This is a genomic window from Terrimonas rubra, from assembly GCF_042686025.1.
In the GTDB taxonomy this organism is placed as follows: Bacteria; Bacteroidota; Bacteroidia; order Chitinophagales; family Chitinophagaceae; genus Terrimonas; species Terrimonas rubra.
Genome location: NZ_JBHUOZ010000003.1, coordinates 705205 through 731781 on the forward strand (window position 1 = coordinate 705205; position 26577 = coordinate 731781).

General features: G+C 41.9%; 15 protein-coding genes. 13 read left to right on the forward strand and 2 right to left on the reverse strand.

Going from position 1 to position 26577, the window contains the following annotated elements:
- Positions 1–14: 14 nt before the first annotated feature.
- A complete protein-coding gene (locus ACFS6H_RS12390; RefSeq protein WP_386099014.1) occupies positions 15–827 on the forward strand; it encodes a polyprenol monophosphomannose synthase in 813 nt (270 codons plus the stop codon).
- A gap of 56 nt (positions 828–883) precedes the next feature.
- Here ACFS6H_RS12390 and tyrS read toward each other — a convergent pair whose 3' ends face one another.
- Positions 884–2161, reverse strand: a complete 1278-nt coding sequence (gene tyrS / locus ACFS6H_RS12395; RefSeq protein WP_386099017.1) for a tyrosine--tRNA ligase — start codon at positions 2159–2161, stop codon at positions 884–886.
- A gap of 204 nt (positions 2162–2365) precedes the next feature.
- Here tyrS and ACFS6H_RS12400 point away from each other — a divergent pair, with 204 nt between their 5' ends.
- The 10 genes from ACFS6H_RS12400 (at position 2366) to ACFS6H_RS12445 (ending at position 17088) form a co-directional block, all read left to right on the forward strand.
- On the forward strand, positions 2366–3481 hold the full coding sequence (locus ACFS6H_RS12400) for a putative type IX sorting system protein PorV2 (protein ID WP_386099020.1): 1116 nt from the start codon (positions 2366–2368) through the stop codon (positions 3479–3481).
- Positions 3482–3499: 18 nt separating this feature from the next.
- Positions 3500–8590: a putative type IX secretion system sortase PorU2 gene (porU2, locus tag ACFS6H_RS12405; RefSeq protein WP_386099023.1), complete on the forward strand. Its 5091-nt coding sequence runs from the start codon at positions 3500–3502 to the stop codon at positions 8588–8590.
- 411 nt (positions 8591–9001) lie between these two features.
- Positions 9002–10117 (forward strand): endonuclease/exonuclease/phosphatase family protein, encoded by a 1116-nt coding sequence (locus ACFS6H_RS12410; RefSeq protein WP_386099026.1) that lies wholly within the window; start codon positions 9002–9004, stop codon positions 10115–10117.
- A 252-nt stretch (positions 10118–10369) separates the two neighbouring features.
- Positions 10370–10747 carry a hypothetical protein gene (locus ACFS6H_RS12415; protein ID WP_386099029.1) on the forward strand — a complete coding sequence of 126 codons (378 nt, stop codon included), beginning with the start codon at positions 10370–10372 and terminating at the stop codon, positions 10745–10747.
- A gap of 16 nt (positions 10748–10763) precedes the next feature.
- Positions 10764–11900 carry a sugar transferase gene (locus ACFS6H_RS12420; RefSeq protein ID WP_386099031.1) on the forward strand — a complete coding sequence of 379 codons (1137 nt, stop codon included), beginning with the start codon at positions 10764–10766 and terminating at the stop codon, positions 11898–11900.
- 72 nt (positions 11901–11972) lie between these two features.
- Entirely contained in the window at positions 11973–12878 is a 906-nt protein-coding gene (locus tag ACFS6H_RS12425) for a glycosyltransferase family 2 protein (protein WP_386099033.1), read from the forward strand.
- Between the two features lie 9 nt (positions 12879–12887).
- Complete coding sequence (locus ACFS6H_RS12430) at positions 12888–13901, forward strand: NAD-dependent epimerase/dehydratase family protein (RefSeq protein ID WP_386099036.1); 1014 nt, start codon at positions 12888–12890, stop codon at positions 13899–13901.
- Between the two features lie 11 nt (positions 13902–13912).
- The gene (locus ACFS6H_RS12435) at positions 13913–15094 is read left to right on the forward strand and encodes a glycosyltransferase family 4 protein (RefSeq protein ID WP_386099039.1); all 1182 of its coding nucleotides are present in this window, start codon (positions 13913–13915) and stop codon (positions 15092–15094) included.
- Positions 15067–15813, forward strand: coding sequence for a class I SAM-dependent methyltransferase (locus ACFS6H_RS12440; protein ID WP_386099042.1), 747 nt, complete (start codon positions 15067–15069; stop codon positions 15811–15813). Before ACFS6H_RS12435 ends, ACFS6H_RS12440 begins: the two co-directional genes overlap by 28 nt.
- A 57-nt stretch (positions 15814–15870) precedes the next feature.
- Complete coding sequence (locus tag ACFS6H_RS12445; protein ID WP_386099045.1) at positions 15871–17088, forward strand: glycosyltransferase family 2 protein; 1218 nt, start codon at positions 15871–15873, stop codon at positions 17086–17088.
- Positions 17089–17138: 50 nt separating this feature from the next.
- Here the strand turns inward: ACFS6H_RS12445 and ACFS6H_RS12450 are convergent, their stop codons facing one another.
- Positions 17139–17897 carry an FkbM family methyltransferase gene (locus ACFS6H_RS12450; RefSeq protein WP_386099048.1) on the reverse strand — a complete coding sequence of 253 codons (759 nt, stop codon included), beginning with the start codon at positions 17895–17897 and terminating at the stop codon, positions 17139–17141.
- A 72-nt stretch (positions 17898–17969) separates the two neighbouring features.
- Between ACFS6H_RS12450 and ACFS6H_RS12455 the strand changes: the two genes are divergently transcribed.
- Together ACFS6H_RS12455 and ACFS6H_RS12460 are read left to right on the forward strand one after the other, a co-directional pair.
- On the forward strand, positions 17970–19139 hold the full coding sequence (locus ACFS6H_RS12455) for an acyltransferase family protein (protein ID WP_386099051.1): 1170 nt from the start codon (positions 17970–17972) through the stop codon (positions 19137–19139).
- Positions 19140–19348: 209 nt separating this feature from the next.
- A complete protein-coding gene (locus tag ACFS6H_RS12460; protein WP_386099054.1) occupies positions 19349–26197 on the forward strand; it encodes a fibronectin type III domain-containing protein in 6849 nt (2282 codons plus the stop codon).
- Positions 26198–26577 lie beyond the last annotated feature (380 nt).

The window sequence follows — 26577 nt, forward strand, 5'->3', positions numbered from 1 at the left end:
GTTTAATAAGCGTTTTGGAAAAAATTGTTATTATACCAACTTATAATGAAAGAGAGAATATCTCTAACATTCTGCATGCTATTTTTAACCTGCATGAAGGTTTTCATGTGTTGGTAATTGATGACGGCTCACCGGATGGCACTGCACAAATTGTACAGGAATTACAACAAAAATTTGCAGGCCAGCTTTTTCTGGAGCAACGTACCGGTAAATTAGGATTAGGTACAGCTTATATTCATGGATTTAAATGGAGTATCCGGAAAGGGTATGAGTTTATTTTTGAAATGGATGCGGATTTTTCACATAATCCTGCTGATCTGCCTCGTTTGTATGATGCCTGTAAAAATAACGGAGCCGATGTTGCCGTTGGTTCAAGATATGTAAAAGGCGGCGGAGTGGTAAACTGGCCTACCAACAGGATTGTATTATCAAAAGGCGCTTCTTTTTATACACGTTTAATTACGTGGATGCCGGTGAAGGATGCTACAGCCGGTTTTGTGTGTTACCGGAAAAGAGTTTTAGAAACGATCAATTTAGACGAGATAAGATTTGTGGGATATGCCTTCCAGATCGAAATGAAATTTGCCGCCTGGAAGCTTGGCTTTAAAATTAAAGAAGTACCTATTATTTTCCAGGACCGTACCTATGGTGTTTCTAAAATGAATAAAGGTATTATCAAAGAAGGTATTCTGGGCGTTTTGAGATTAAAGTGGCAAAGTCATTTTAAAAACTATCGCAACAGGGTGGCCAATAATACTTCTGCTGATCAGAACATTAGTTTCTCCCGCCAGAATGAAACCTCGTATATTGAAACAACAAAGCGGTAACGGCAATAAATGAATGAAAGAATAAAAAAGGACGGTGATCAGCCGTCCTTTTTTATTTATTGAGCCTGTATCAGGTAGTAATTTCTTTTCCCTTTTTGCACCAGGATATATTTATCATGTAATAAATGACTGTCTGTGATCGTGGCCTGTATATCATCTACCTTTTGGCGGTTGATACTTACCCCGCCTCCCTGCACCATTTTCCGGGCTTCACCCTTGCTGGCAAATACACCGGTTTCGGCCAGTAAGGAAACAATATTAACGCCTTCTTTTATTTTGGCTGCCTCGTAACCCGCTTTAACGATACCCTCGATATTTTCCAGGTCCTCTAATGTGAGTTCGCTGTCATTGTCGGCATTTTTAGTGAAAAGTTTTTGTGTGGTGGCTACAGCCTGGTCGTACTTTTCACGTCCATGTACCAGTACGGTCACTTCTTCTGCTAATTTTTTCTGTACCAACCGGTCGGCAGGGTTTTGTGCGTGTTGAGCCAATAAACTTTCCACCTCTTCTTTGGTCAGGAATGTAAAGATCTTGATCCAGTTGGCGGCGTCCACATCACTGGCATTTAACCAGAACTGGTAAAACTGGTAAGGACTGGTTCTTTCGGCATCCAGCCAAACATTGCCGGATTCGGTTTTACCGAACTTGGTGCCATCAGCTTTTTTGATCAGCGGGCAGGTAAAGGCAAAAGCCTCTTTTCCGGATTTACGTCTTACCAGTTCGGTACCGGTAGTGATATTACCCCACTGGTCACTGCCGCCCATTTGTAGCTTACAGTTTTTGTTTTCGCTAAGCCAGTAGTAATCATAGCCTTGCATTAACTGGTAGGCAAATTCGGTATAACTGATGCCCACTTCACCTTCAAAACGTTTTTTCACGCTGTCCTTGGCCATCATGTAGTTAACCGTAATATGTTTGCCGGTGTCGCGTAAAAAATCAATAAAGCTGATATTTTTAAACCAGGTATAATTGTTAACAATTTCGGCCGCGTTGGGCAGGTTACTGTCAAAATTTAAAAAGCGCTCCAATTGTGCTTTAATACCAGATACGTTTTGTTCTAATGTATTCTCATCCAATAAATTACGTTCTTCGCTTTTGCCGCTGGGGTCCCCGATCATCCCGGTAGCGCCACCAATCAGGGCCAGGGGTTTATGACCGGCTTTCTGGAGGTGCATCAATAACAATATGGGAACCAGGCTGCCAATATGCAGGCTGGTAGCCGTGGGATCAAAGCCGATATAACCAGTAGTAACTTCCTTTTTCAGTTGTTCTTCGGTTCCGGGCATCATATCCTGGATCATTCCCCGCCAGCTTAATTCTTCAATGATATTCATTGTGTTATCTACTTTTTTTGCAAAAGTACATTTTCAGCGGCTAGTAAAATGCCCTGCGTGCAATATTTTCCTAATCAATTCGTTATCAGTACTTCGTTTTTGCGGGTAAAAAATGCATAAAAGCCTGCGAAAAATATTAGTTTTGCATGTTGATCTTGTAACCCTAATAGCTATACAAAAATTGCTTATAAGAAAATTATCCGAATGAAAGTTCCAAAGGTATACCTGTATTTACTCCTCATTTTGATCTGTGGCCGGGCTGAGGCGCAGTTTAGAAAATACTCCAATGAATTTTTGAATATTGGCGCGGGCGCACGTGGCCTGGCGATGGGCAGTTCACAGGTAGCAACCTCTGATGATGGCACCGCCGCTTACTGGAATCCTGCCGGCCTGGCAAATATTAAAGATAATCCGCAAGTGAACTTAATGCACTCCGAATACTTTGCGGGCATTGGGAAATATGATTTTGTCAATATTGCTATTCCTTCAGCCAATAATAAAAGAACAGTGGCCATTACCGGTTTGCGTTTTGCAGTGGATGATATCATGAACACCTTATTCCTGGTGGAGCCGGATGGCACCATTAACTATAACAATATCCAGGAATTCTCTTCCGCTGACTATGCTTTCCTTTTGTCCTTTGCACAGAAAATAAAAGATACAGAAAAGAAGAAGATCAATTTCGGTCTGAATGCAAAAGTGATCCACCGGAATGTAGGCAAATTTGCCAGGGCCTGGGGTTTTGGTCTCGATGCCGGCTTACAGATTGTACAGAACAAATGGCGCTTTGGCATTGTAGGCCGTGATATTACCAGCACTTTCAATACCTGGGCATTCAGCTTTACTGAAAGAGAAAAGGAAGCCCTGTATTTAACCAATAATGATATCCCGGTAAAATCTACGGAGATGACAGCGCCACGGTTGGTATTGGGTGCTGCCCGTGAATTTAAGATCAGTAAAAAAACTTCTCTGCTGGCTGAAGTGAACACCGATATAACTTTTGATGGCAAAAGAAATACGGTGATTGTAGGCGACCCGGTGAGTGTAGATCCCAAGATCGGACTGGAGTGCAATGTGAATGATGTATTTTATATCCGTGCGGGCATTAACAACTTTCAAAAAGCATTAGCAGACGGTGATACCCTGAACCAGAAAAAAGTATGGATATACCAACCCAGTGCAGGCGCCGGATTTAAGATCCAGAACGTAACCATTGATTATGCATTTGCCAATCTTGCTAACCAATCAAACCCCCTCTTCACCCATGTTTTTTCACTACGCTTAGTACTGGCCGGTGATAAAAACAAAAAGAAAAAATAATATTTTAAACGAACCTTTATGAAAAGATTTTTACTCTTTTTATTTGTTTTTATAGTATTGAAGACCGGGGCACAAACGTATAACAACGAATGGATCGATTATTCAAAAACCTATTATAAACTGAAAGTTGCTGCTACCGGTCTTTACCGCATCAACCAGTCAACCCTGGCGGGTGTTGGTTTAGGTGGGGCTGATGTAAACAACTTTCAATTATGGCGTAATGGGGTTGAAGTGCCCATTTATACTTCCAAACAAAGCGGTACTTTGAGCGCTGGTGATTACATTGAATTCTGGGGCGAAATGAATGATGGCAAAGTAGACAATGCACTTTACCGCGTTGCAGATTTCCAGATAAACGATCAATGGAGTTTACAGACGGATACAGCCTCATTTTTCCTGACTTTAAATCCCGGTGCTGCCAATAAGCGCCTGTTGCCTGTTGAGAGTATTATTCCCGGCGGAGCGGTTGCAGAAAGCTTTTTCATGTATACTGCCGGTAAATATTATCGTGAAAAAAGACATGGCGGTTTCTCTTCACAAATTGAAAGCGATTATACCTATTCATCTGCTTATGACCAGGCCGAAGGATGGACATCCGCGGCCATTACTAACGGAGCAACAATTGCAACTACTTTTTCTGATCTTTTTGTATCAAACGATGCAGGAACACCTGGCATTCGTGTTAACCTGAACCTGGCGGGTGATGCGAATAAAACACGTCGGTTTGCGGCAACCTTAAACGGGACAGAGATATTTAATCAGGAACTGAGTTTTTACAACTATCTTAAATTATCTGCTTCTTTTGATAAAAGCCTGGTGGCCGCCAATAGTGCCGCTTTTGTTATTAAAAACAATACGGCCGAAACGGGTTCGGACAGGATGGTCGTAGGTAAGATTGAATTGACCTATCCCCGCCAGTTTAATTTTGGCGGAACATCTGTTCAGAACTTTCCTTTTGAACTTACTGCATCTGGTTCGGCGCGTTATTTAGATATTACCGGGTTTAGCAGTAATGGCGGAATGCCGGTATTACTGGATCTTACCAACGGACGCCGTTATACTGCCGCTGCTACGAGCACCGGTACCAGTTTTAAGTACTATATAAGCCCCTCAGCTGTACCTGCAAAGATGGTATTGGTAAGTCCTGCATCTTCAAATTTCGGGACTATTAACACTATAGAGAGACGTGATTTTGTTAATTATGCGTTAGCGGCTAACCAGGGCGATTACTTAATTATCTCAAATGAGCTGTTAAATAATAACTCATCCTCCGGCACTAACCCGTTACAGGATTACAAAGCTTACCGGAGTTCGGTTACAGGCGGCGGATACAGGGCCAATATTTATATGATCGATCAACTGGTTGATCAGTTTGCGTTTGGTATAAAAAAACACCCGCTTTCGGTAAGGAATTTTATTTTATGGGTACGTACTAATTATGCCCTGCCTTTAAAAAATGTATTGCTCATAGGAAGAGGAATGGATTATATCAGTTACAACGCGAATCAATCCGGGGTGGCAGCAGAAACTCTGAATATGGTGCCTACATTTGGCTGGCCTGCTTCCGATAACCTGTTCACGGCAACTCCCGGTCGCTCCGTTCCTTTAACTCCTATTGGCAGGCTATCTGTAGTAAATAGTAATGAAGTAGCTACTTACCTGAATAAAGTAAAACAATATGAGCAGTGGTATAGTTTTAACTCACCTGCCATTGCCGATAAGTCGTGGATGAAAAATGTGGTACATGTGGTTGGGGCAGGATCCATTGATCTGACCACTTTATTATCAGGCTCGTTAAATAACCATGCGCGAATTGTAAAGGATTCTTTATTTGCCGGCAATGTTACCACGTTTGTTAAAAGTACAGCTGATGCCGTACAGCAATTGAGCAGTTCATATCTGGCCAAATTAATGAATGATGGTGTTGGCCTGCTTACCTATTTCGGACACTCATCGGCTACTACGCTTGAGTTTAACCTGGATAATCCTGCCAATTATAATAACCTGGGAAAGTATCCTATTTTTAATGTACTAGGATGTAATGCGGGAAGTTTTTTCAGCTATAGCCCCAACCGTTTATTAACCCACGAAACCTTATCAGAAAAATATGTGTTAGCACCGGAAAAAGGTTCGATTGCTTTTTTAGCTAGTACCCATTTTGGTATTGTACATTACCTGGATATATATAATCAGAATCATTATAACGCTTTATCGAGAACAAAATATGGAGCTACGCTTGGAGAAATATTGGATGAAGGGATAAAAAACATGTTTAATGTATTAACGGAGAATGATTTTTATGCCCGTTTTCAGTGTGAGCAATATACTTTGCATGGTGATCCAGCAATCAGGTATTATGCAGCGGCTAAGCCGGATTATGCCATAGAAGAACAGTTGGTTAAAATAACCCCTGGTTTTGTTTCCCTGGCAGAAACAAGCTTTACTGTAGACCTGGCCTATGTTAATATAGGTAAAGCAGTGAAGGATAGCATTACCATAGAAGTAAAAAGAACTTATCCGGACTTAACCACGGAAGTGGTACAAAGAAAAAGAGTATTGTTCACCACTTTTAAGGATTCAATGACATTGCAAGTGCCTATTGTTCCGACAAGGGATAAAGGCATAAACAAAATAGCTATTACTTTAGATGCGGATAATGAAATTGATGAGCTGTATGAATCGAACAACACCATTACCAAGGAAGTGTTTATTTATGAAGATGAAGCAAGACCGATTTACCCGGAGGCTTTTGCAATTGTAAATAAACCGGGAATAAAATTAACGATATCATCAGCCAACCCATTTGCAGAGCTAAGACAGTATGTGGTAGAGGTTGATACGACAGAACTGTTTAATTCGGCTTTAAAAGCTACAAGAAATATATCCTCAAGCGGTGGTGTGTTTGATACAGATATGCCTTTAAGCCTGGTGGATGGCAGGGTTTATTATTGGCGGGTATCACCTCAACCCGAGGACGGTCAGTGGAAATGGAACGTAAGTTCATTCATATACATGCCTTCCAGTGATATTGGTTTTAACCAGTCACATGTTTACCAGCATTTTAAAAGTGGTTATGAACGTTTAAAGTTAGACTCTGCAAGCCGGAATACTAACTATAATTTTGTTCACAGGAATATTACTGTACATAGCGGCATTCTTGGGTATAGTTATACCCAGGCGGCAGGCTTTTCTGTAGCAATTGACGATAATCCGTTTATCAGGAGCCCATGCGGACAACCGGGGATCATATTTAATGTATTGGATTCAATTTCGTTGGTACCATGGCTAAATAATGATGCCACCGGGGGTAGTGTGCCGGGACAGTATGGAAGTGATAACGTTTGCTTTGCTGACAGGAACTGGAATTTCCAGTATAATTTAAATACACAATCTAAGCGGGTGAGCGCTGCCCAGTTCATGGATGTGATTCCCGATGGCAGCTATGTTATTGTCAGGAACTCATCACCTGCCAGCGAAACGCCTGGCGCTTATGTGTCCAACTGGCAGGCAGATGCCAGCATTACAGGGGCGGGGAATACTTTGTATGATAAGCTCAAAGCCCAGGGCTTTACTACTTTGGATTCATTTTACAGAGCAAGGGTATTTATATTTATTTACCGTAAAAACAGGCCTGAGTTTACACCGCAGATGGTGATGAGTGGTGGCCTGGCAGATCCCCCGGATCCCATTACATTACGCATTGACCTGGATACCAAAGACACATTGGGGTATATTACCTCGCCTAAATTTGGTCCGGCAAAAGGGTGGAAACGCTTGTACTGGAATGGGCGCAGCCTCGATAACCAGACAAATGGAGACAGGCCTACAATTAGTGTTATTGGTGTCAACAATGCCGGGGTTGAAACAACCTTGTTCAGTAACCTGGATGTTACACAACAGGATTTTGACGTGTCGTCGGTGAATGCAGAACAGTACCCTTACATGAAACTAAGAATGGTAAACAGGGATTCTGTTTATGCAACACCTTACCAGTTAAACTACTGGCGTTTGACCTTTGATCCTGTTCCGGAAGGGGCCGTGGCACCTAATTTATATTACTCCAAAAAGGATACGGTAGACATTGGCGAACCGTTAAAATTAGGCTTAGGGTTTAAGAATATTTCTGCTGTTGGGTTTAGTGATAGTTTAAAAGTAAAAGTGACGGTTACCGACAAAAATAATGTGGAACATATTATTCCGGTACCTAAACAGGAAGACCTGAAGTCCGGCGCACTGTTAAAACTAAATGTTGATATACCTACCCAAAGTCTTTCAGGAACTAACAGGTTGTACATCAACTTCAACCCTGATTTTGACCAGCCGGAAACATCCCTGTTCAACAATTTTGCCTTCTCCGAGTTTTATGTAAGGCCGGATAGCCTGAACCCGGTGATGGATGTGACCTTTGACGGCGTGCATATTTTAAACCGCGATATTGTTTCTGCGAAACCGAATATCCTCATTAAATTAAAGGATGATGCCAAATGGATGGTGCTGGATCAGCAGGATATTGTGTCGGTTAAATTGCGTTACCCCGATGGAACGATTAAAACTTTTGACTTTGACTCGGATACGCTGACCTTCACCGGAGCCGGTGTGGCCCCGAATGATAATAATTCGGCCACCATTACCTTTAAGCCATGGTTACTGCAGGACGGTGAATACGAGTTAATGGTAGCGGGTAAGGATAGGAGTGATAATGTAGCGGGTAATATGGAATACAGAGTGGCGTTCCAGGTGATTAACAAGCCGATGATCTCCAATATGCTTAACTATCCCAATCCGTTTACTACCTCTACCGCTTTTGTATTTACCTTGACCGGTAGCGAAGTACCACAGAATATACGCATACAGATATTGACCATTACCGGTAAGGTAGTACGGGAGATAACCAAAGACGAACTGGGGCCTTTACATATTGGTAATAATATTACCCAGTTTAAATGGGATGGTACTGACCAGTATGGCGCCAAATTGGCCAACGGTGTGTATTTATACCGTGTTATAACCAATCACCAGGGTAAATCACTTGATAAATACAAAGCATCCGGTGATAATACGGATAAGTATTTTAATAAAGGTTATGGCAAGATGTATTTAATGCGATAAGTTAATTTATAAACAATTTAAGAGGCCGGGTTATACCGGCCTTTTTTTGTTTAGTAAATGTTTTATAAGTTTGAACTTATCTTATCCGGTATTCATGTAATAAACCCCATGTTATAAAGCCATTTTTTTGCCGGCTGCAGCGCCCTGATGCAGCCCGGTTGCGACGCTCCGTTCAACTGAAGTATTACTATGAGACCGTGATGAGCATTTTTTGAAATGACTGAATGATAGTATTAAAGAAAAAATATTTTTAAGTATGCGTAAGGGATAGCAGCGTATACCCCGGTGAAGCCTTTGTGGGTAGGATTGTGCCGGAGTAGCAGCGAATAGCCCGGCCCTGTGTAATAAATAATATGACTGAGGTACGAAGTAAGGTTTTATGCGACACAGGGATACGCCCAAAAAATAATTATGATGCCAAAAGACAGGTTTAAATGGTTGAAGATAACCATGCTGGTTATTACTATTGGTGTAGTATTGTTGTACCTGCTGGCCTGCCTGGTGCCGTTTGTAGCACCCACCACTTTTTTGCCCATTGCATTGGCCGGACTGGCTTTCCCGGGCCTGTTTGTTTTATATTTTCTTTTATTGATCTATTGGTTTTTTAAGAAGCGAAAACTGGCAATTGTTTTAAGCCTGCTGTTTTTATTGGGAACACAACAGTTTTTAGCTATGATAGGCATGCGTTTTTTTGCAGGTGAGTTCGAGATGGTTAAGAAAGAGGGTAGTATAAGGGTATTAAACTGGAATGTATTTCGCTGGGATGAACAAAATAAAAAAGCAAGAGGTGGTATTACCAATCGGTTAAACATGATGGATGTAGTACAGATGCAGGAGGCCGATGTATTATGTTTACAGGAGTTTTTTGAACCTTATGATTATACCTATTTTGAAAGTAATTTAAAAGAGCTGGAGAAGCGGGGCTACCCGTATCAGCGTTTTTTTGCCAGCTCAAGTGTAGTGAACGGAAAATATAAGTACGGCATGGCTATACTGTCCAGGTACCCCATTGTGGCAACAGATACCATTGACTTTGAGAAGGGCGTACATTCGGAAGGCATACTTTGGGCCGATGTACAGGTAAATGATAAAACGATCAGGGTTTATTCCTTCCACCTGGAATCGTTCAGGCTGGGAAAACAAAGTATTATTGCCCGGAATGAACAGGCCGGTAACTGGGGTAATACGAGGAATAATGCATCGAAATTAAAAAATGCCTACGCCCTGCGCGGACAACAGGTAGAGATACTGAAAAATGAGGTAGCAAAAAGTCCTTTTCCGGTAATATTATGCGGCAACCTGGGCGACCTGCCCACTTCTTATTCCTATTTCAAAGTAAGCAATAAACTGAATGATGCTTTCCTGGAGAAGGGGAGCGGACTGGGCCGGAGTTTCCGGTTTGTTGCGCCTACTTTAAGGGTAGATTATGTATTTACTGACAAACGGTTTGCGGTAGAGCAGTTTTATATGCCGGATGTAAATTATTCGGACCATTATCCACAGGTGGTGGACGTTAAATTAAAATAAATCGGCTTTTTTTTTGCATAATTAAAATAAAGTTCTATTTTCGGTCTCGAATTATAGAAAATCTCCGGAAAATTCTTGCCTTCCGGATATATACCTCTGAAAACCCATCCTTATCTAACTTTCTACGAAACCTCTCTTCCACAATCCAGTGAACAACAATAAGTGTTTGTAAGCATTTGCTTGCTATTGCTTATCCAATTCCATGATTACACACTTGAATATTTCTGTGAAGTGTTTTAATCAATTTTAACTATGAGTTGGAATATCATAAGCGTGAGCGGCAATAAGGCCATGAATTTTATTTTTCAGACAGTGTTATCAAAAAAATATACTGTGCTGGGAGTAGAAACAGTGTACCAGGCCAGTGCTGAACTGAAACGGGGCCAGACCGACAGCATTGTTATTATTGATAACAATAATGATGAAGAAGTAGGTTCTTTTTTACAACACTTAGAAACAAGTTTTTCTTCAAAAGACATACATATAATTCTTTTATCCGAAAGTAAAGACGTTAAATTAAAATCTGCATTCCTTAAAACTGTTTTTCCAAAACCATTTAACCCGCAGGAGGTGGCCGTTTATATTGACAGTATAACATCTAAACCTTCTGTAGCCGTTTTTAACAGTTAATTTAATTCTTACTTTTATGAACTTAGCAGCATATCCCTTAACCAAAACTTCCGAGAATAACTGGCATGTTGTAAAAGATATGTCCGGCAATATGTCGGTTGAAAAGAAAATGTCTTGTCTTATCATTGGTAAAGATGATGAGACGGAGACTCCTGACTTCGCTTCTACCTATTATGTAAATAGCCTGAAACAGGCGCATAACTTTATCGGTACCAACACAAAAGTGGCTATACCGGATGTTATTTTAATTAAGGTTCCCTACAACAAATCAGAATTAAGTTTTTTTGCCGCTGCTTTGAAAAAACGTAAAGCATACAGGAAAACGATCGTTATTTACTGCCTGCAGCAATTAACCAAAGTACAGCGTGCAGATGTTGCTGCCAGCGGTTTTGTTGATGATGTGGTGGATATTTGTAATCCTGATATTGACCTGGTAGCTAAAGTAAACTTCCTGAAAAAAGTAAGGGGAAATGAAAAAGTATTTACGGAGCGAGTTAAATCAGCTTATACTACCAAAGGATACACGTTCAACGCATTTTTATCTTTAAAACGTGCGGTGGATGTAATAGTAGCATCAGTGTTGCTGGTATTGTTATTACCTTTTTTCCTGATTATAGCTTTATTGATTAAACTGGAGTCCCGCGGTCCGGTTATTTATAAATCAAAAAGAGCCGGTAAGGGTTATAAAGTGTTTGAATTTTATAAATTCCGTACAATGGAAGTAGGCGCTGATAAAAAGATTGATCAGTTAGGCCACCTGAACCAGTACAAAGAAGAAGCCGGCGGAGCGAAATTCCTGAAAATAGCAAACGACCCGCGTATCACCAAAATGGGCCGGTTTTTAAGAAATACCAGTATTGACGAATTACCACAGCTGATCAATGTACTGAAAGGTGATATGTCATTGGTGGGTAACAGGCCTCTGCCTTTATATGAAGCTGCTACTTTAACTGATAATAACTCTGTTGAAAGATTTATGGCTCCTGCCGGCATAACCGGCTTATGGCAAATTGAAAAAAGAGGCAGGGAAGATATGTCAACTGAAGAAAGAATTAACCTGGACATTACCTATGCGAGAGAAGCGAATTTTCTGAAAGACATGTGGATTTTAGTTAAAACGCCCATTGTAATGTTCCAAAAGTGCAATTCTTAAGCCATTAGCTTGCATTTTGACAAAACCTAATATATCTTTAACCCTTAATCTTTGTACCTCTAAAAGTTATTCATGCCAAAGGATTCAGCGCCGTTGGTGTCCATTGTTACATTAACCTGGAATACTACGGACATTACCTGCGATTTTTTACGGTCAATCAATGAACATTGTTCATATCCCTCTCTTGAAATTATTATTGCCGATAATGGGTCAAAAGAAGATCCCACTGAGGTATTCAAGGCAATACGTCCCGATGTAAAAGTAATTTTAAACGGTAAGAACCTGGGTTTTACCGGTGGTAATAATGTGGCCATTGATGCGGCAACCGGTGATTATTTATTTATTGTAAATAACGATACCGAATTTACGCCCGGCCTGCTGGAAGGATTACTGGAAGTGTTTGAGCAATACCCTGATGCAGGAGTGGTGAGTCCTAAATTTCACTATTTTTTCCAGAAGGGAACAATTGAATATGCGGGTTATCCGCCCATTAATGTATTTACCGGCCGGAACAGTAAAGTGGGCTGCCGTGAAGAAGATAAAGGACAATATAACAATATTACTACAACGGGTTATGCACATGGCGGCGCCATGATGGTGCCCCGTAAAATAATTGATGAAATAGGCGGCTTGCCTGATGAGTTCTTCATTTATTATGAAGAGTTTGACTGGTGCGCACAGATAAAACGTAAAGGGTACCAGGTATACTACCAGCCTAAATCTTTAATTTACCATAAGGAGTCCATGACAACGGGCAAATCCAGTCCGTTTAAAACCTTCTACCTGACCAGGAACCGTATTTTGTTTATGAAACGGAATATGACCACGGGTAATTTTTTAATTTTCCTGACCTATTTTAGTTTGTTTACGGTGCCAAAAAACTCTGCCGTTTTCTTACTGAAAAGGCAGATGCACCATTTTCGCTCTTTCTGGAAAGGCATTATGTGGCACTTTAATAAAAACATAACTTTTAATTAAACTGATAATATGAAAAAGTCTGTATTGGTAACCGGCGGCGCTGGTTTTATTGGTTCACACGTTACCCGTCATTGTCTGGAAATGGGTTTCGAAGTGATTGTGTTAGACGACTTAAGCGGTGGTTTTGAGGATCATATTCCTGAAGGTGCTGTTTTTGTAGAAGGAAGTGTGGTGGATCATGACCTGGTTACCGACCTGTTTAATAAGCATAAGTTTGAGTATGTATATCATTTGGCAGCCTATGCTGCTGAAGGCCTTTCTCACTTTATCAGGAGGTTTAACTATAATACCAACCTGGTAGGTAGTATTAACCTGATCAATGAATCGGTAAAACATAAAGTAAAATGTTTTGTGTTTACCTCTTCCATAGCTGTATACGGAAAAGGGCAGTTGCCTATGTCAGAAGCTATGACACCAGAGCCTGAGGATCCTTATGGTGTATCAAAATATGCGGTGGAGCTGGATTTGAAAGCAGCCCACGAAATGTTTGGACTGAACTATGTGGTGTTCAGGCCGCATAATGTATATGGCGAAAACCAGAATATCGGTGATAAGTACCGCAACGTGATCGGTATATTCATGAACCAGATCATGCAGGGCAAACAACTGACCATTTTTGGGGATGGTACCCAAACCAGGGCCTTCAGTTATATTGATGATGTAGCAATTCCTATCGCTCATTCGGTGGAGAAGCCGGCTGCTTATAACCAGGTATTTAATATTGGTGCTGACAAACCTTATACCGTGAATGAACTGGCCACTGTAGTAAGCGAAGAGTTTGGTGTGGAAGCTGATATTAAATATTTAGCAGCGAGAAATGAAGTGTTACATGCCTACTCCGATCATACCAAAGCGCATGAAGTATTCGGCGCCGGAACCGGTATTGACCTGAAAGAAGGTATTGCCCGTATGGCCGAATGGGCTAAGCGTGTGGGCGCCAGGCAGAGCCAGGAATTTGGCAATATTGAAATTACCGAGAAACTACCTGAAGGGTGGGGCATTGTTAAAAAAACATTAGTATAGTTTAACAGGAGATGCATGTTACCCCCAAAATAAAAGTGTTACAGTGTATCCGACAGGGTAAAATTGGCGGAGGCGAGTCGCATCTTTTAAGCCTGGTGGAGAACATGGACAGAACTGTGTTTGAACCGGTAGTACTATCCTTTACAGATGGACCGATGATAGACAGGCTGCAGGCATTGAATGTTACTACAAAAGTTATTTATACCGAAAAACCATTTGATTTTACGAAATGGAGAGCCGTAAGAAATTTTGTTGAGGAATCTGATGTTCACTTAATTCATGCTCACGGCACCAGAGCAGGATCCAATATTCTATGGGCAGCCAAACAATTAAAACTGCCGTTGGTGTACACCATACATGGCTGGTCTTTTCACCAGGACCAAAATGTACTGGTGAAAAAAATCAGGGTGATGGGCGAAAAGTATATCACCCGCAAAGCAACGGTCAACATATCTGTTTCGGCATCCAACCAGCAAACCGGGTTTAAACATATACCCGGCTTTCGATCAACTGTCATTAATAATGGCATTGATACCGTAAAGTTTAACCCGGATAATGATTTTGCATTAACCCGTGCATCATTGGGTGTTCCTGCTGACAAAACTTTATTTCTTTTTATTGCCCGGTTTACTTTTCAGAAACAACCATTAGCATTAATGGCTGCTTTTAAAGAGGCACTGGCCGCAAACCCTGACATTCATTTATTGATGGTGGGTGACGGGGAGCAAAAAGAAAAAGCGTTGGAGTGGCTAAAGACCGAGAACCTGGAAAAACATATTACATTATTGCCTTTCAGGCAGGATGTACCGGGTATACTGGCCTGCGCAGATGTTTTTGTATTACCTTCCCTCTGGGAAGGTTTACCTATTGGTTTACTGGAGGCAATGGCCATGCGTAAAACCATTATTGCTACCGACGTTGATGGCACCAAAGAGATCATTAAGGATCATGAAAATGGTATCCTGGTGGATACACAGCACATGGTTCCTGCATTAACAAAAGCGATACTCCAACTGGCCGGTGATGAAGCGTTGAGAATAAAATTTGCCAACGCTGCCAGGCACACTGTGGAAAGTCGCTTTAATGCCCGACAAATGACTACGGAGATAGAAAAGATCTATCAGCAGTTAGTCAATCCTCATTCACTTGTAAATAAAACAGCGCCGTGGAATTTGAAAGAATTGCCGATATAAAACGTTTGGAGTTTATCAGGAAAACCCTTGAAACCAGCCTGCCTTCCGGGGCCGAAGTGCTGGATGTGGGTTGTGGTAATGGCGTTATTTCCCGTAGCCTGGGCTCGCTTGGCTTTAATGTGAAAGGTGTGGATATTAGTGAAAAAGCGATAGAAAGAGCTAAAGTATTAAATAAATTACCCAACGTAAAATTCGAGGTAAAAAGTGCGGAGCAACTGGTAGCGGACGGTCACCAGTACCATGCAATTATTTGCAGTGAAGTGTTAGAGCATTTACACCAGCCTGAAATGTTATTACAGGTATTACACCAGGTGCTGCATAAAGATGGGGTATTGATTGTAACGGTACCCAACGGTAAAGGCCCGAGGGAAGTACTGGTAACCAAGCCGGTTATTGCCATGCAGAAAAAAAATAACTGGGTATGGAAGCTGGTGCAAAAGATCAAATCAGCTTTTGGTTATAAAGGCACTACGGTGCAAAGCTCTGCCGACGACCTGACGCATATACAATTCTTCACAAAGAACGACCTGGAGAAGCTGGCCAATACCAACCAGTTTAATATTGTACAGTTTGGTAAGACCAATTTTATTGAAGATGTTTTTCCTTTCTCCTTCTTTACAAAGCGGTTTAAGTTTTTACAGAAATGGGATTGTGCCGTTGCTGAAAAATTACCTTACCAGTTTACCGGCGGTTTTGTAACGGTATGGCAAAAAAAATAATGAGTATTAACTGAGTTTTACCAAAGCAAGCTGGTAAACAGCATACCGGAGCACATCATGCAGACATTTTATGAGATAGTAACCATATTATTCTTTTTATTCCAGGGCTTAGTTGCCTTATACCTGCTTATTCCTTTCTTTTCTGTTGTGGTGTATGGGTTTATAAAAACCTTTTCCATCAAACATCCTTTTAATAGACGTAAGATCGTTCATGATAAAAACTTTGAATTCGGCATTATCATTACGGCCCACCAGGAGGTGGAGTTCATTAAACCTTTAGTGGCTTCTATTTTAGGACAAACCTACCAGCAGTTTTATATTTATGTAGTGGCCGATGATTGTGATACCAGTCAGCTGCAATTCGCCGACCCGCGTGTTATTATTCTTTCTTCCCAGCCAGCTTTACATGCCAAGATCAAATCCATTGATTTTGCCAGAAAAAGTTTTATCAGGGAACACGATATTACCCTGATACTGGATTCGGACAATTTATTACACCCGGATTTTTTGTCAGTGGTTAACCAGCATTTTCAAAAAGGGTACAGGGTGGTACAGGCCGACTTTAAGCCCAAAAATGAGGACTCTTTATATGCCCGTATAGATGCGATAGGCGACATGTATAATTTTTTTGTGGACAGGGAGATCCGTATGATGGCGGGTATGTCAGCTGCTATCTGGGGTTCGGGTATTTCATTTGAGTCTGCCTTGTATGATGAAATTGCTTATAAAACCCTGGTAGGCGGATTTGATAAAAAATTACAGTCGACCTTATTGTTAAAAACAAAAAAGATAGCTTTTTCAACCGACGCTATTTTGTATGATGAAAAAGTAGAGAGCGGCAGCTCCCTTGAGAACCAGCGGGCAAGGTGGATGTTGTCTTACTTCAACTATTTTAAAGAGAGCAGTAAAATATTCTTTACGGGCTTAAAAACACTGAACCTCGATTTTATTTATTTCGGTTTTGTGTTACTGCGCCCTCCGCAGTTCTTATTATTTGCGGCTGCTTTTTTCAGCCTGGTCATTGATTTCTTTTTATTCCGCGGTTTGTTCTATGCCTGGCTGGTGATCATTGGTCTGTATATTGTTTCTTTTGCAGCCATTATCCTGATTCGCAGCCGCCAGATCAAATACCTGAAAACATTATGTATGCTACCGGTATTTGCAGGAAGGCAGGCGCTGGCATTATTAAAGCTGGGCAAAGCCTCTAAAAAATTCCTCAAAACGCCACATACCAAGCTGGTATATATAGAGGATGTGTTAGCAAAGAAACAATAAGCAGTGCAGGGTAGTTATTTGAAATATAGTTTTACTAAACGGGATAATGATCAGGAACGTTTAAAATTGAAGATCAGGTTCTCGCCTTTTACATTCATGGTTGCCTGGTAAGGCGCTAATGCCTGGAACAGGGCTTTTGAGGTGCCGGGTTTCATCCTGTCATGTAACTCAATGGCCAGTGTGTCACAGGTGGACAACCACTGATGAAGATCAGGTGCTTCGAGTACTTCCTTTTCACTTCCTTCAATATCAATTTTTACGAGGTCCAGGGCCGGTAATTTATATTGCTGCATAATATCGGTCAAGGATAATGCCTCAATAGCGCCCGGGGTATCCCTGGTACATTCTTTTACCGTGAATCCCCAGTTGTCTAAACCGGTATCTATAATTTGTAAATAAGCCGTTTTATCCCACAGGCCTTTTTGCACAGGAATAATATTGGGATAGTTTGCAATGTTCTTTTGTAACAATTTAAAATTACCCGGTTCCGGCTCCAGGCAGATGATGGTAGCATTGGGGAACTTATTGGCAAAGTATACTGCGGCAAAGCCTACATTCGCGCCGGCATCAATAATAGTGGCAGGCGTAGCGGTTACATCAAAATTATATTCCTCCCTGATAAAAATGTGTTGAAAGATATATTCATCGGAACTGCGGCGGCGAAAATAAACGGGGTGTTTAATGCCGGGCACCTGTACGCCTAACAGTTGATCTTTTTTGCCAAAAGTACCGGTGAGGATCATTTTCAAACCCTTTGCAAATCCAAATTTCTGGCAATAAAGGGCAAGTTTGTAAAACTTATTTTTCATGTTAATGGTATAGTGGGCTAAAATATAAAAGATTGACGGAACTTAATAGATTTGTTGACAATTTTATAAACTATGAATCGAAAAATAAACGGTGACAGGTTACATGGGTTAGACGCATTGCGTGCTATTGCTATGTTCCTGGGTGTTGTATTGCATGCCGCCATAGCTTATAAAGTTGTTGCCATACCTACATGGCCGCATGATAGTGATAGCACTAATTATTGCTGGGATTATCTCTATGCTTTTATTCATAGTTTCAGGATGCCCCTATTTTATTTAATTGCCGGGTTTTTCTGCCGGATGCTGTTTAACAAAATAGGGGAGCAGGCGTTTGTACAACACCGTATCAAAAGGATCGTTATTCCCTTTGTTTGCAGTGTCATTATTTTATTGCCGCTTACCATCTTCCCGTTTTTATTATACAAGAATTTATTGAACACCAACTGGGACTGGAGCACTTCCATATCCTTATCCGGTAAACAGGTTTTAAGGTGGAACGGAATGGCTCATTTCTGGTTTCTTTATTACCTGATTTTTTATTACGTGGCTTTTATCGTTTTCAGCAGGATTACCAGGTTGCCGGCGTTTAAAGCCAAAACAGAACGCATTACCACGGTCATACGCAATAATGATCGCTGGAATATTTACCTGATGGCAGGTTGTATCGCGATTATTACCGTTTTACTCTTGTTACATAAAGAATTGCTCTTTGGTGTGGATACCGGTATTATCCCTAACCCGGTTTACCTTACCTTTTATGGCTTGTTCTTCTTCGCGGGTTGTCTCATCAATATACGTCCCGCCTATTTCGACTTTATCAAAAGAAATGCTTACGCCTTGCTTGTTCCCGGGGTGATCATTTCGGGCCTTAGTTTTTACCTGGAATTCCTTTTAGCGGCACCTGCTGATGAGCAATGGCACCGTTTATTGATAAAGATCTTGTTTGCCGTGCAGTGTGTATTACTGGTAAATGGTTTCCTGGGTTTGTTTTTAAGGTTATTTGTACGGGATAGTGCCATGTGGCGCTATTTTTCCGATGCTTCCTACTGGGTGTATCTGTTACACCTGGGTATTATAGCCATGCTGCAGATATGGCTGGTTAATAAACCCATCCTGTCGGGCGTTAAATTTGGTATCGTGCTGACAACCACTACTGCTATTTGTTTGATTACCTATCATTTATTGGTCCGGTTCACCATTATAGGTAAGTATTTACATGGAGAACGAAAAAAAAGTCAGTAAAAAGGGGGGCGGAATCCTTGGAATTTCAAAAAGTTTCCTATCTTGTGCTGTCTTCCCAATTTAGACCTCTAATTTGTCGGAATTAAACCTTTTCCACCTTCCTATTTAAAGTCTGCTTTTCTATTCCAAAATCGATACCTATTCAGATACCAACTATCTGTCCATTCTTCCTTTGGTAGCCGGCATTCTTTAGCCTCAATTAATTTTTTATGAAATCAGCTTTACGCCTTATTCTAGGAGTATTTTTATTATGCTTCTTATCCGGCCTTTTTTCAGCACATGCCCAGGTGTTGAACCCTAATGATCCGATTGTGGTATATAACTCGGCTACGCCGCCTACACAGCCTGCATGGGGGCAAATAGGAAAGTGGGTTAAGACCAACAGGTTGAACTGGAATACATCCAACTACAAATGTTACATCTATAAAGGAATGCAGTTCAGGCTGCGTTTTCCCAAGTCATACCAGCATGGTGTGAATGATGGGAAAAAATACCCCGTATTTGTGTTCTTTCATGGTGTAGGCGAAAAAGGTACGGTATATGATAATGAATACCAGCTTTTCCACGGCGGCCAGTTACATGATGATGCCGTTACCAATGATAAGTTTGATGGTTTTTTACTCTACCCCCAGAACCAGGGTGGTTTTTTTGGCGCTACGCAATATGACTTCATAAAAGAAATAATAGAAAATTTTATTGTTCCTCAAAATAAAGGTGACATCAACAGGGTAATAATTGGTGGGTTATCAGGTGGTGGTACCGGTACCTGGGATTTTTCTATCAGGCACCCGTTATTGACTGCTGCTGCTACTCCTATCAGTGCGGCTTCTGTTGCTTATGGTAATTCAGCGGGAACCCTGAAATGGATCCCGATCTGGCATTTCCAGGGTGCACTGGATAATGCCCCGCATCCTAATACCAGTGAAACACTGGGTAATACTTTAAAAAATGCCGGTTCTAACTACAGGTATAATAAATATGAAAATGTTGGACATGGTTGCTGGGGCAATGCATGGGCCGAGGCTGATTATTTCCCGTACCTGAGCCGTGCTAACAAAGCAAATCCCTGGACCTTATTCGGACAAACTGAATTTTGCCCTGGTGTACCTATTAATGTAACGATCGGTGTATCTGCCGGTTTTGCAGAATACCAGTGGAGAAGAAATGGCGAAGCTTATGGCGGTAACAGTAATGAAATTAATGTTACCACTACCGGTGTATATGATTGCAGGATTAGAAGAGGTTCTGAGTGGTCAGAATGGTCACCTATTCCTGTTGAAATTAAAACAAAAGCGCCAACCGTATCTCCGCCCATCCAGGTTGCAGGCTTACAAAGCAAACATATTCCTGCCCCTGACGGAAAAACCGGTGTGACTTTACAGGTACCAACCGGTTATACCTCCTACGATTGGCAAAAAGTGGGCAATGCTACCACTTTAAGTACCGTTAATACTTTAAATGCTACTGCTGCCGGTGACTACCAGGTGAAAGTAACGGAGTTATATGGCTGTTCAAGCAGTTTCTCTGCTCCTTTCACGGTTATTGATGCCAACGGTATCAATAAACCAGACCCTGCTATTAATGTATTGGTAACCCCGATCTCTAAAACACAATTACGCCTGAACTGGAGTGATAATCCTTCGCCAAGTTATGACGAAACAGGATTTGAAGTGTACCAGGCCCGCAGTGCAACAGGACCATTTACCCTGGTTGCCATTACCGGTGCTAACGTGTTAAGCTACCAGGCCGAGGGATTAAGTTCCAACTCTACTTATTATTATATTGTAAGAGCTATTAATAATACCGCGGCTTCTGCAACTACTGCAGTTGCCAACGGTACTACCATGGCCGATACACAAGCGCCAACAGCGCCAACTAACCTGGTTATCACCACTACTACACAAAACTCTATTTCCTTAAAATGGAATGCGGCAACTGATGATGTGAGTGTAGAGAAATACGATATCTATATCAATGGTGTTAAATCATATGTAACTTCTCAAACCGAATTTACCATTTACAACCTGGTAAGAGGTACTACCTATAACTTTAGCGTGAAGGCGAGAGATTTTGCCAACAATACTTCACCATTCAGTAACCAGGTAACCGGTCAGCCGATACTATCAGGACTGCCTTATAAATATTATACATTTACAGGCACCTGGAACAACCTGCCCAATTTTACTACGTTAACACCTGTGGCTACAGGGGTAATGCCAAATGTGGCTTTAACTCCACGTACACAGGATGACAATTTTGCATTCCTGTGGGAAGGGTATATTTTAATTCCTCAAACAGGTACTTACTATTTCAGAACAAACTCCGATGACGGAAGCAGGTTATGGTTAGGCAGCTTAAACGGCAGTACTTCTCCTTACTCCTTTGCCGGTACACCGGTTGTGAATAACGACGGTTTACACGGTTCACAGGACAGGGATTCCGGACCACTGACCTTAACTGCCGGTGTGTACCCGATCGCTATGGCCTTTTATGAGCAGGGTGGTGGTGAAGCAATGGTGGTATCCTGGAGAACGCCGGGTAATGCCAACTTTGTTCAGATCCCTAACTCGGCCTTTACTGAAGGTGCTTCTGCCAGCGGAACCATACCAGCGGCTCCAACTAACCTGACAGCTACAGCCATTTCATACAAACGCATTAATTTAACCTGGCAGCATAACGATCCTAATGAAACAGGATTCGAGATCTGGCGTTCTACCAATCCTACTACAGGATTTGTAACCGTAGGTAATGCACCTGCAAACGCTACAACCTATGCTGATACTGCGGTTCAGGCCAATACAAGGTATTACTATAATATCCGTGCTATTGGTTTAGCGGGTGAGTCTGCATTTGCATCAGCGGGATCAGGCGTTGACTATGCTTATTATGAAACAGGCCAGTTATCTAACCTGCCTGACTTTAATACACTGACTCCGAAGAAAACCGGTAAAGTAGCAACCTTTGTTCTGGATCCGCATGACAGAGGCGATGATTTCGCTTTCAAATATTCAGGCTTTATCACTGTGCCTGTATCAGGGGTGTATACCTTCTTCACCACATCTGATGATGGTTCTAACCTTTACATCGGTGCTTTTGATAATGCACATAAAATTGTTGCCAACGATTACCTGCAAGGACCTACTGAACGCAGCGGTACCGTTAACCTGACTGCGGGTACACATGCGATCTACGTTACCTTCTTTGAAAGAGGTGGCGGCGAGGTATTGGAAGTACGTTACCAGGGCCCTGCCGGAAGTGGTATTGCCAAACAAATTATTCCTGCTAATGTATTGGGTATTCCTTTACCTAATGCTTTAACTCCGGCATTGCCTGCTACACCTGCAGCACCAACGGCTTTACTGGCTTCAGGCATATCTGGCAGTGCTATTAATATTGCCTGGACCGATAATGCAAATAACGAAGAAGGTTATGAGCTGTACAGGTCAAGCAACAATAACAGCAACTTCTTATTATTTAAAACTTTACCTGCGAATACGGCCAGTTATGTTGACTCCGGATTATTCGCAAACTCTATACATTATTATAAAGTAAGGGCAATTGGAGTGGGTAGTTACTCTGCCTACTCAAATGAGGACAGCGCTAAAACTATCAACAATTTACCGGTAATTACAGCCATCAGTAACAAAACAATGCGTTATGACGGAACCTTACAGGTAAATGTAGTAGCTACTGATGCCGATGCGGAAACCTTAACGGTACAGGTGAATAACCTGCCTGCGTTCGGTGTGTATGCTTCTACCGGCAACGGAACAGGTACTATTACCTTTACCAACCCGGGTATTGGTCTGCTGGGCGCTTACAATAATATCCAGGTAGTGGTAACCGATCAGAATAACGGTACAAGCACTGCCAGCTTTAACCTGGTGGTAAATGAAAATTACCCGCCGGTAATTACAGGTACCAATAATGTTACACTGGCCGAGCAGCAAACAACACAGGTGAATATCAGTGCTACTGATGTAAATGCTGCCGATGCGATCACATGGTCATTCACCGGTTTACCTGCATTTGCTACACCGGTAATAAATGGCCGCAATGTACAGATCAATGTTGCTCCAGGTTATGCCGATAATGGTACGTATACCATTACGGCTACTGCCAACGATGGTAACGAAGGGGTTGATCAGAAAAGCTTCACCATTACCGTAACTGATGTTAACCCGAACAAACGTGTATATATCAGCTTTACCGATGGTAGCTTACTGGGTGCAGCGCCATGGAACAATACCAGCAAAGTACCTGCCTTAAACGATGTGTTTACCAACTTTAAAGACGATGCAGGGGATAACAGTCCTATCAGCTTACGTATTACTTCAAGCTGGCAGAGCGTGGGTAACGGTACCAACGTATTGGGTGTAAATACCGGCAACAACAGCGGTGTATATCCTGATAACGTTATCCGTTCGGCTTACTGGTCGGATACAAGACCTCAGACTATTAAAATATCGGGCTTAAATGCTGCTTACAAATACAAATTCACCTTCTTCGGCAGCCGCGGCGCGGTTACCGATAACAGGACAACATTGTACACCATTGGCAGCAGCAGCGTAAGCCTGAATGCTTCGGGCAACTCTCAGAATACAGTTTCTTTAACTGATCTGCAGCCTAATGCTGATGGTACCCTGGACCTGACCGTACGTAACGGAACCGGTTCGGTATATGCTTACCTGAATGCCATGATCATAGAATTAACCTATGACGATGGTACAGCCCCGGCTAAAGCAAGAAACCTGACAGCTGTTTTAGATGGTACTAATAAAGCTAACTTAACATGGGTTGACGCAGCTTATAATGAAACAGCCTACCAGGTATATACTGCAACGAATATTGCCGGTCCTTATACCTTACTGGGCGGTGCACAGGCTGCTAATACTACCAGCTACAGCCATACAGGTTTAAGTGGTAATAAAAATTACTATTACTATGTAACCTCATCTAATGCTTACGGAACTTCGCCTAACAGTGATACAGTAACTGTTCGTACACCGAACACTGCGCCTGTATTAACTGCCATTGCTGACGTGAACATTAAAACAGAACAAACTGCTACTGTTAATATCGTAGCCACTGACGAGCCTGGTGATGTAATTACCTTAGGTGTTACAGGCTTGCCATCATTCGCTACATTTACCAATACCGGTAATGGAACTGCTACTATACAAATTGCGCCAGGTGCCACCACCGGTACTTTTGATGGTATCACTGTAACCGCTACCGATGGTTCGGCTACTGCCAGCAGACAGTTTAAAATAACTGTTACAGATAAAGACCTTACATCTATATATGTAAACTTTAACCAGGTATCGCCTGTAGGAGCCCCCTGGAACAGCTTTAACAATACACCATTGGCTAATCGCAGCGTTACTAACCTGGTAAATGATGCCGGCGCTACTACAGCTGTAGCGGTAACTTTACTGCAACAATGGACCGGTGCTAATGATGTGGGTGCTACTACCGGTAATAACAGTGGTGTTTACCCTGATGATGTAATGAAAACCGCTTACTACGAGTCTACCACAAACGTGAGAACAGTTCGTATCAGCGGCTTAAATACAGCTAATAAATACAACCTGGTATTCTTTGGCAGCCGTATTGCATCGGACAACAGGAACACAGTATACAGTGTAGGTGCGCAATCGGTAACTTTAAATGCTGCGGGTAATACCAGCAACACGGTTCAGATCAATGGCTTAACACCGGATGCAAATGGTGTGATTGACTTTAATGTAGTGAAAGGTTCCGGATCTGCCTATGCTTACCTGAATGCCCTGGTAATACAGTCTTATGTTGACAATGGCTTACCATTAAGCCCGTCTAACCTGACAGCAGTAGGTAAATCTAAAACGGCTATCGAGCTGAAATGGCAGGACAAGTCTGATAATGAAACAGGCTTCCAGATATACCGTTCAACAGAGGCTGCCGGTACATATACCTTGTTAGCTACTGTAGGAGCCAATGTTTCTACTTACCTGAACTCCGGACTGGCTACCAACTCTACCTATTATTATAAAGTACGTGCGGTAAAAAATACGATCTACTCTTCGTACAGCAATATCGCAGCGGCTTCTACGCACCTGTTTACTGTATCGGTTAACTTTAACCGTGACAACCCGGCTCCTGCGCCATGGAACAATACCAACAATGTTCCGCAGCTGAACGATGTATACAGTAACCTGGTAAATGATATCAATGCACCTTCAGGTATCAGCTTCGAGGTAACGGATAACTTCAGCGGTGAAAATCCGTTTGGTATGAATACCGGTAATAACAGCGGTGTTTATCCTGATAATGTGATCAGGTCCACCTGGTGGTTAGATATCAGCGAAGTAGGTCAGTTAAGAGTGAGCGGTTTGAACCAGTCACTGGCTTATACCTTTATATTCTTTGCAAGCCGTGAGGGCACCGGTAACCGTACCACCTTGTACACCGTTAACGGCAGCAGCGCATCACTGAACGCGGCTAACAATATCTCTCAGACAGTACAGATCGATAATGTAAGACCTGATGAGAATGGTGAAGCGATCGTTACCGTATCAGTACCTTCCGGTTCTCAGTATGGTTATATCGGTGCTATGGTGATCCAGGGTTATCATTCTCCTGCCATCACCGTTGACGGTAACAGCGGCGGTAACAGTGGTGGTCGTGTAATGAACGATTACATTGTAAGCCAGCAACTGGAAAACAATAATGCGTTAACTGAAAATGCGGGAAATAACGCAACAGTAGCCAGGAATATAGAGGCGGCAGATAAACTGGGTGCTACTGAAGTAACAATTTATCCTAACCCGTTTGTAAACTATATCAATGTATCGCTTAACCTGCTGGAAAACCAGGAGAAAGTATCGATACGTGTACTGGATGTGACCGGCAAACCGGTAATTGTAAAAGATATAACCGGTTTACAAAAAGGTGTAAGTGTTCAAAGGGTGGCATTACCAGCAACATTGCCGGTAGGTGTTTACATGGTACAGGTAATAACAAATGAAAACAATAAAGCTGTACCTAAAGTGATCAAGATAATGAAGGCAAGACAGTAGAACAGTAACGATAACGAACAATGTCATTAAGTTAAGGTATTTTATTTGACCGGCAGCGGAACCCTGATGTGGCTTTAGTTGCGACGCTCCGTTTAGCTGCAGTTCCCTGGTCAGACAATTTATTAACACTTAATGACATTGTTTTATTCGTTTGTATGTTGTATTATTGTCGATAAGAATTACTGAAGCAGAGAGGCTGCGTTGCTTAACCGGAAATCCTTTGCCGACCGGAGGGAGACAAAGATTGGAGGTGGGCAACGGACCATAGCTGACCGGTGATCAACTGCCGGCAGCCCCAAATAATTAAAATCAATACGTGTGAAAAGCTCAGGTAAGAACTACCAGGGCTTTTTGCATGTTAGCAATGTAAAGAAGTAAAG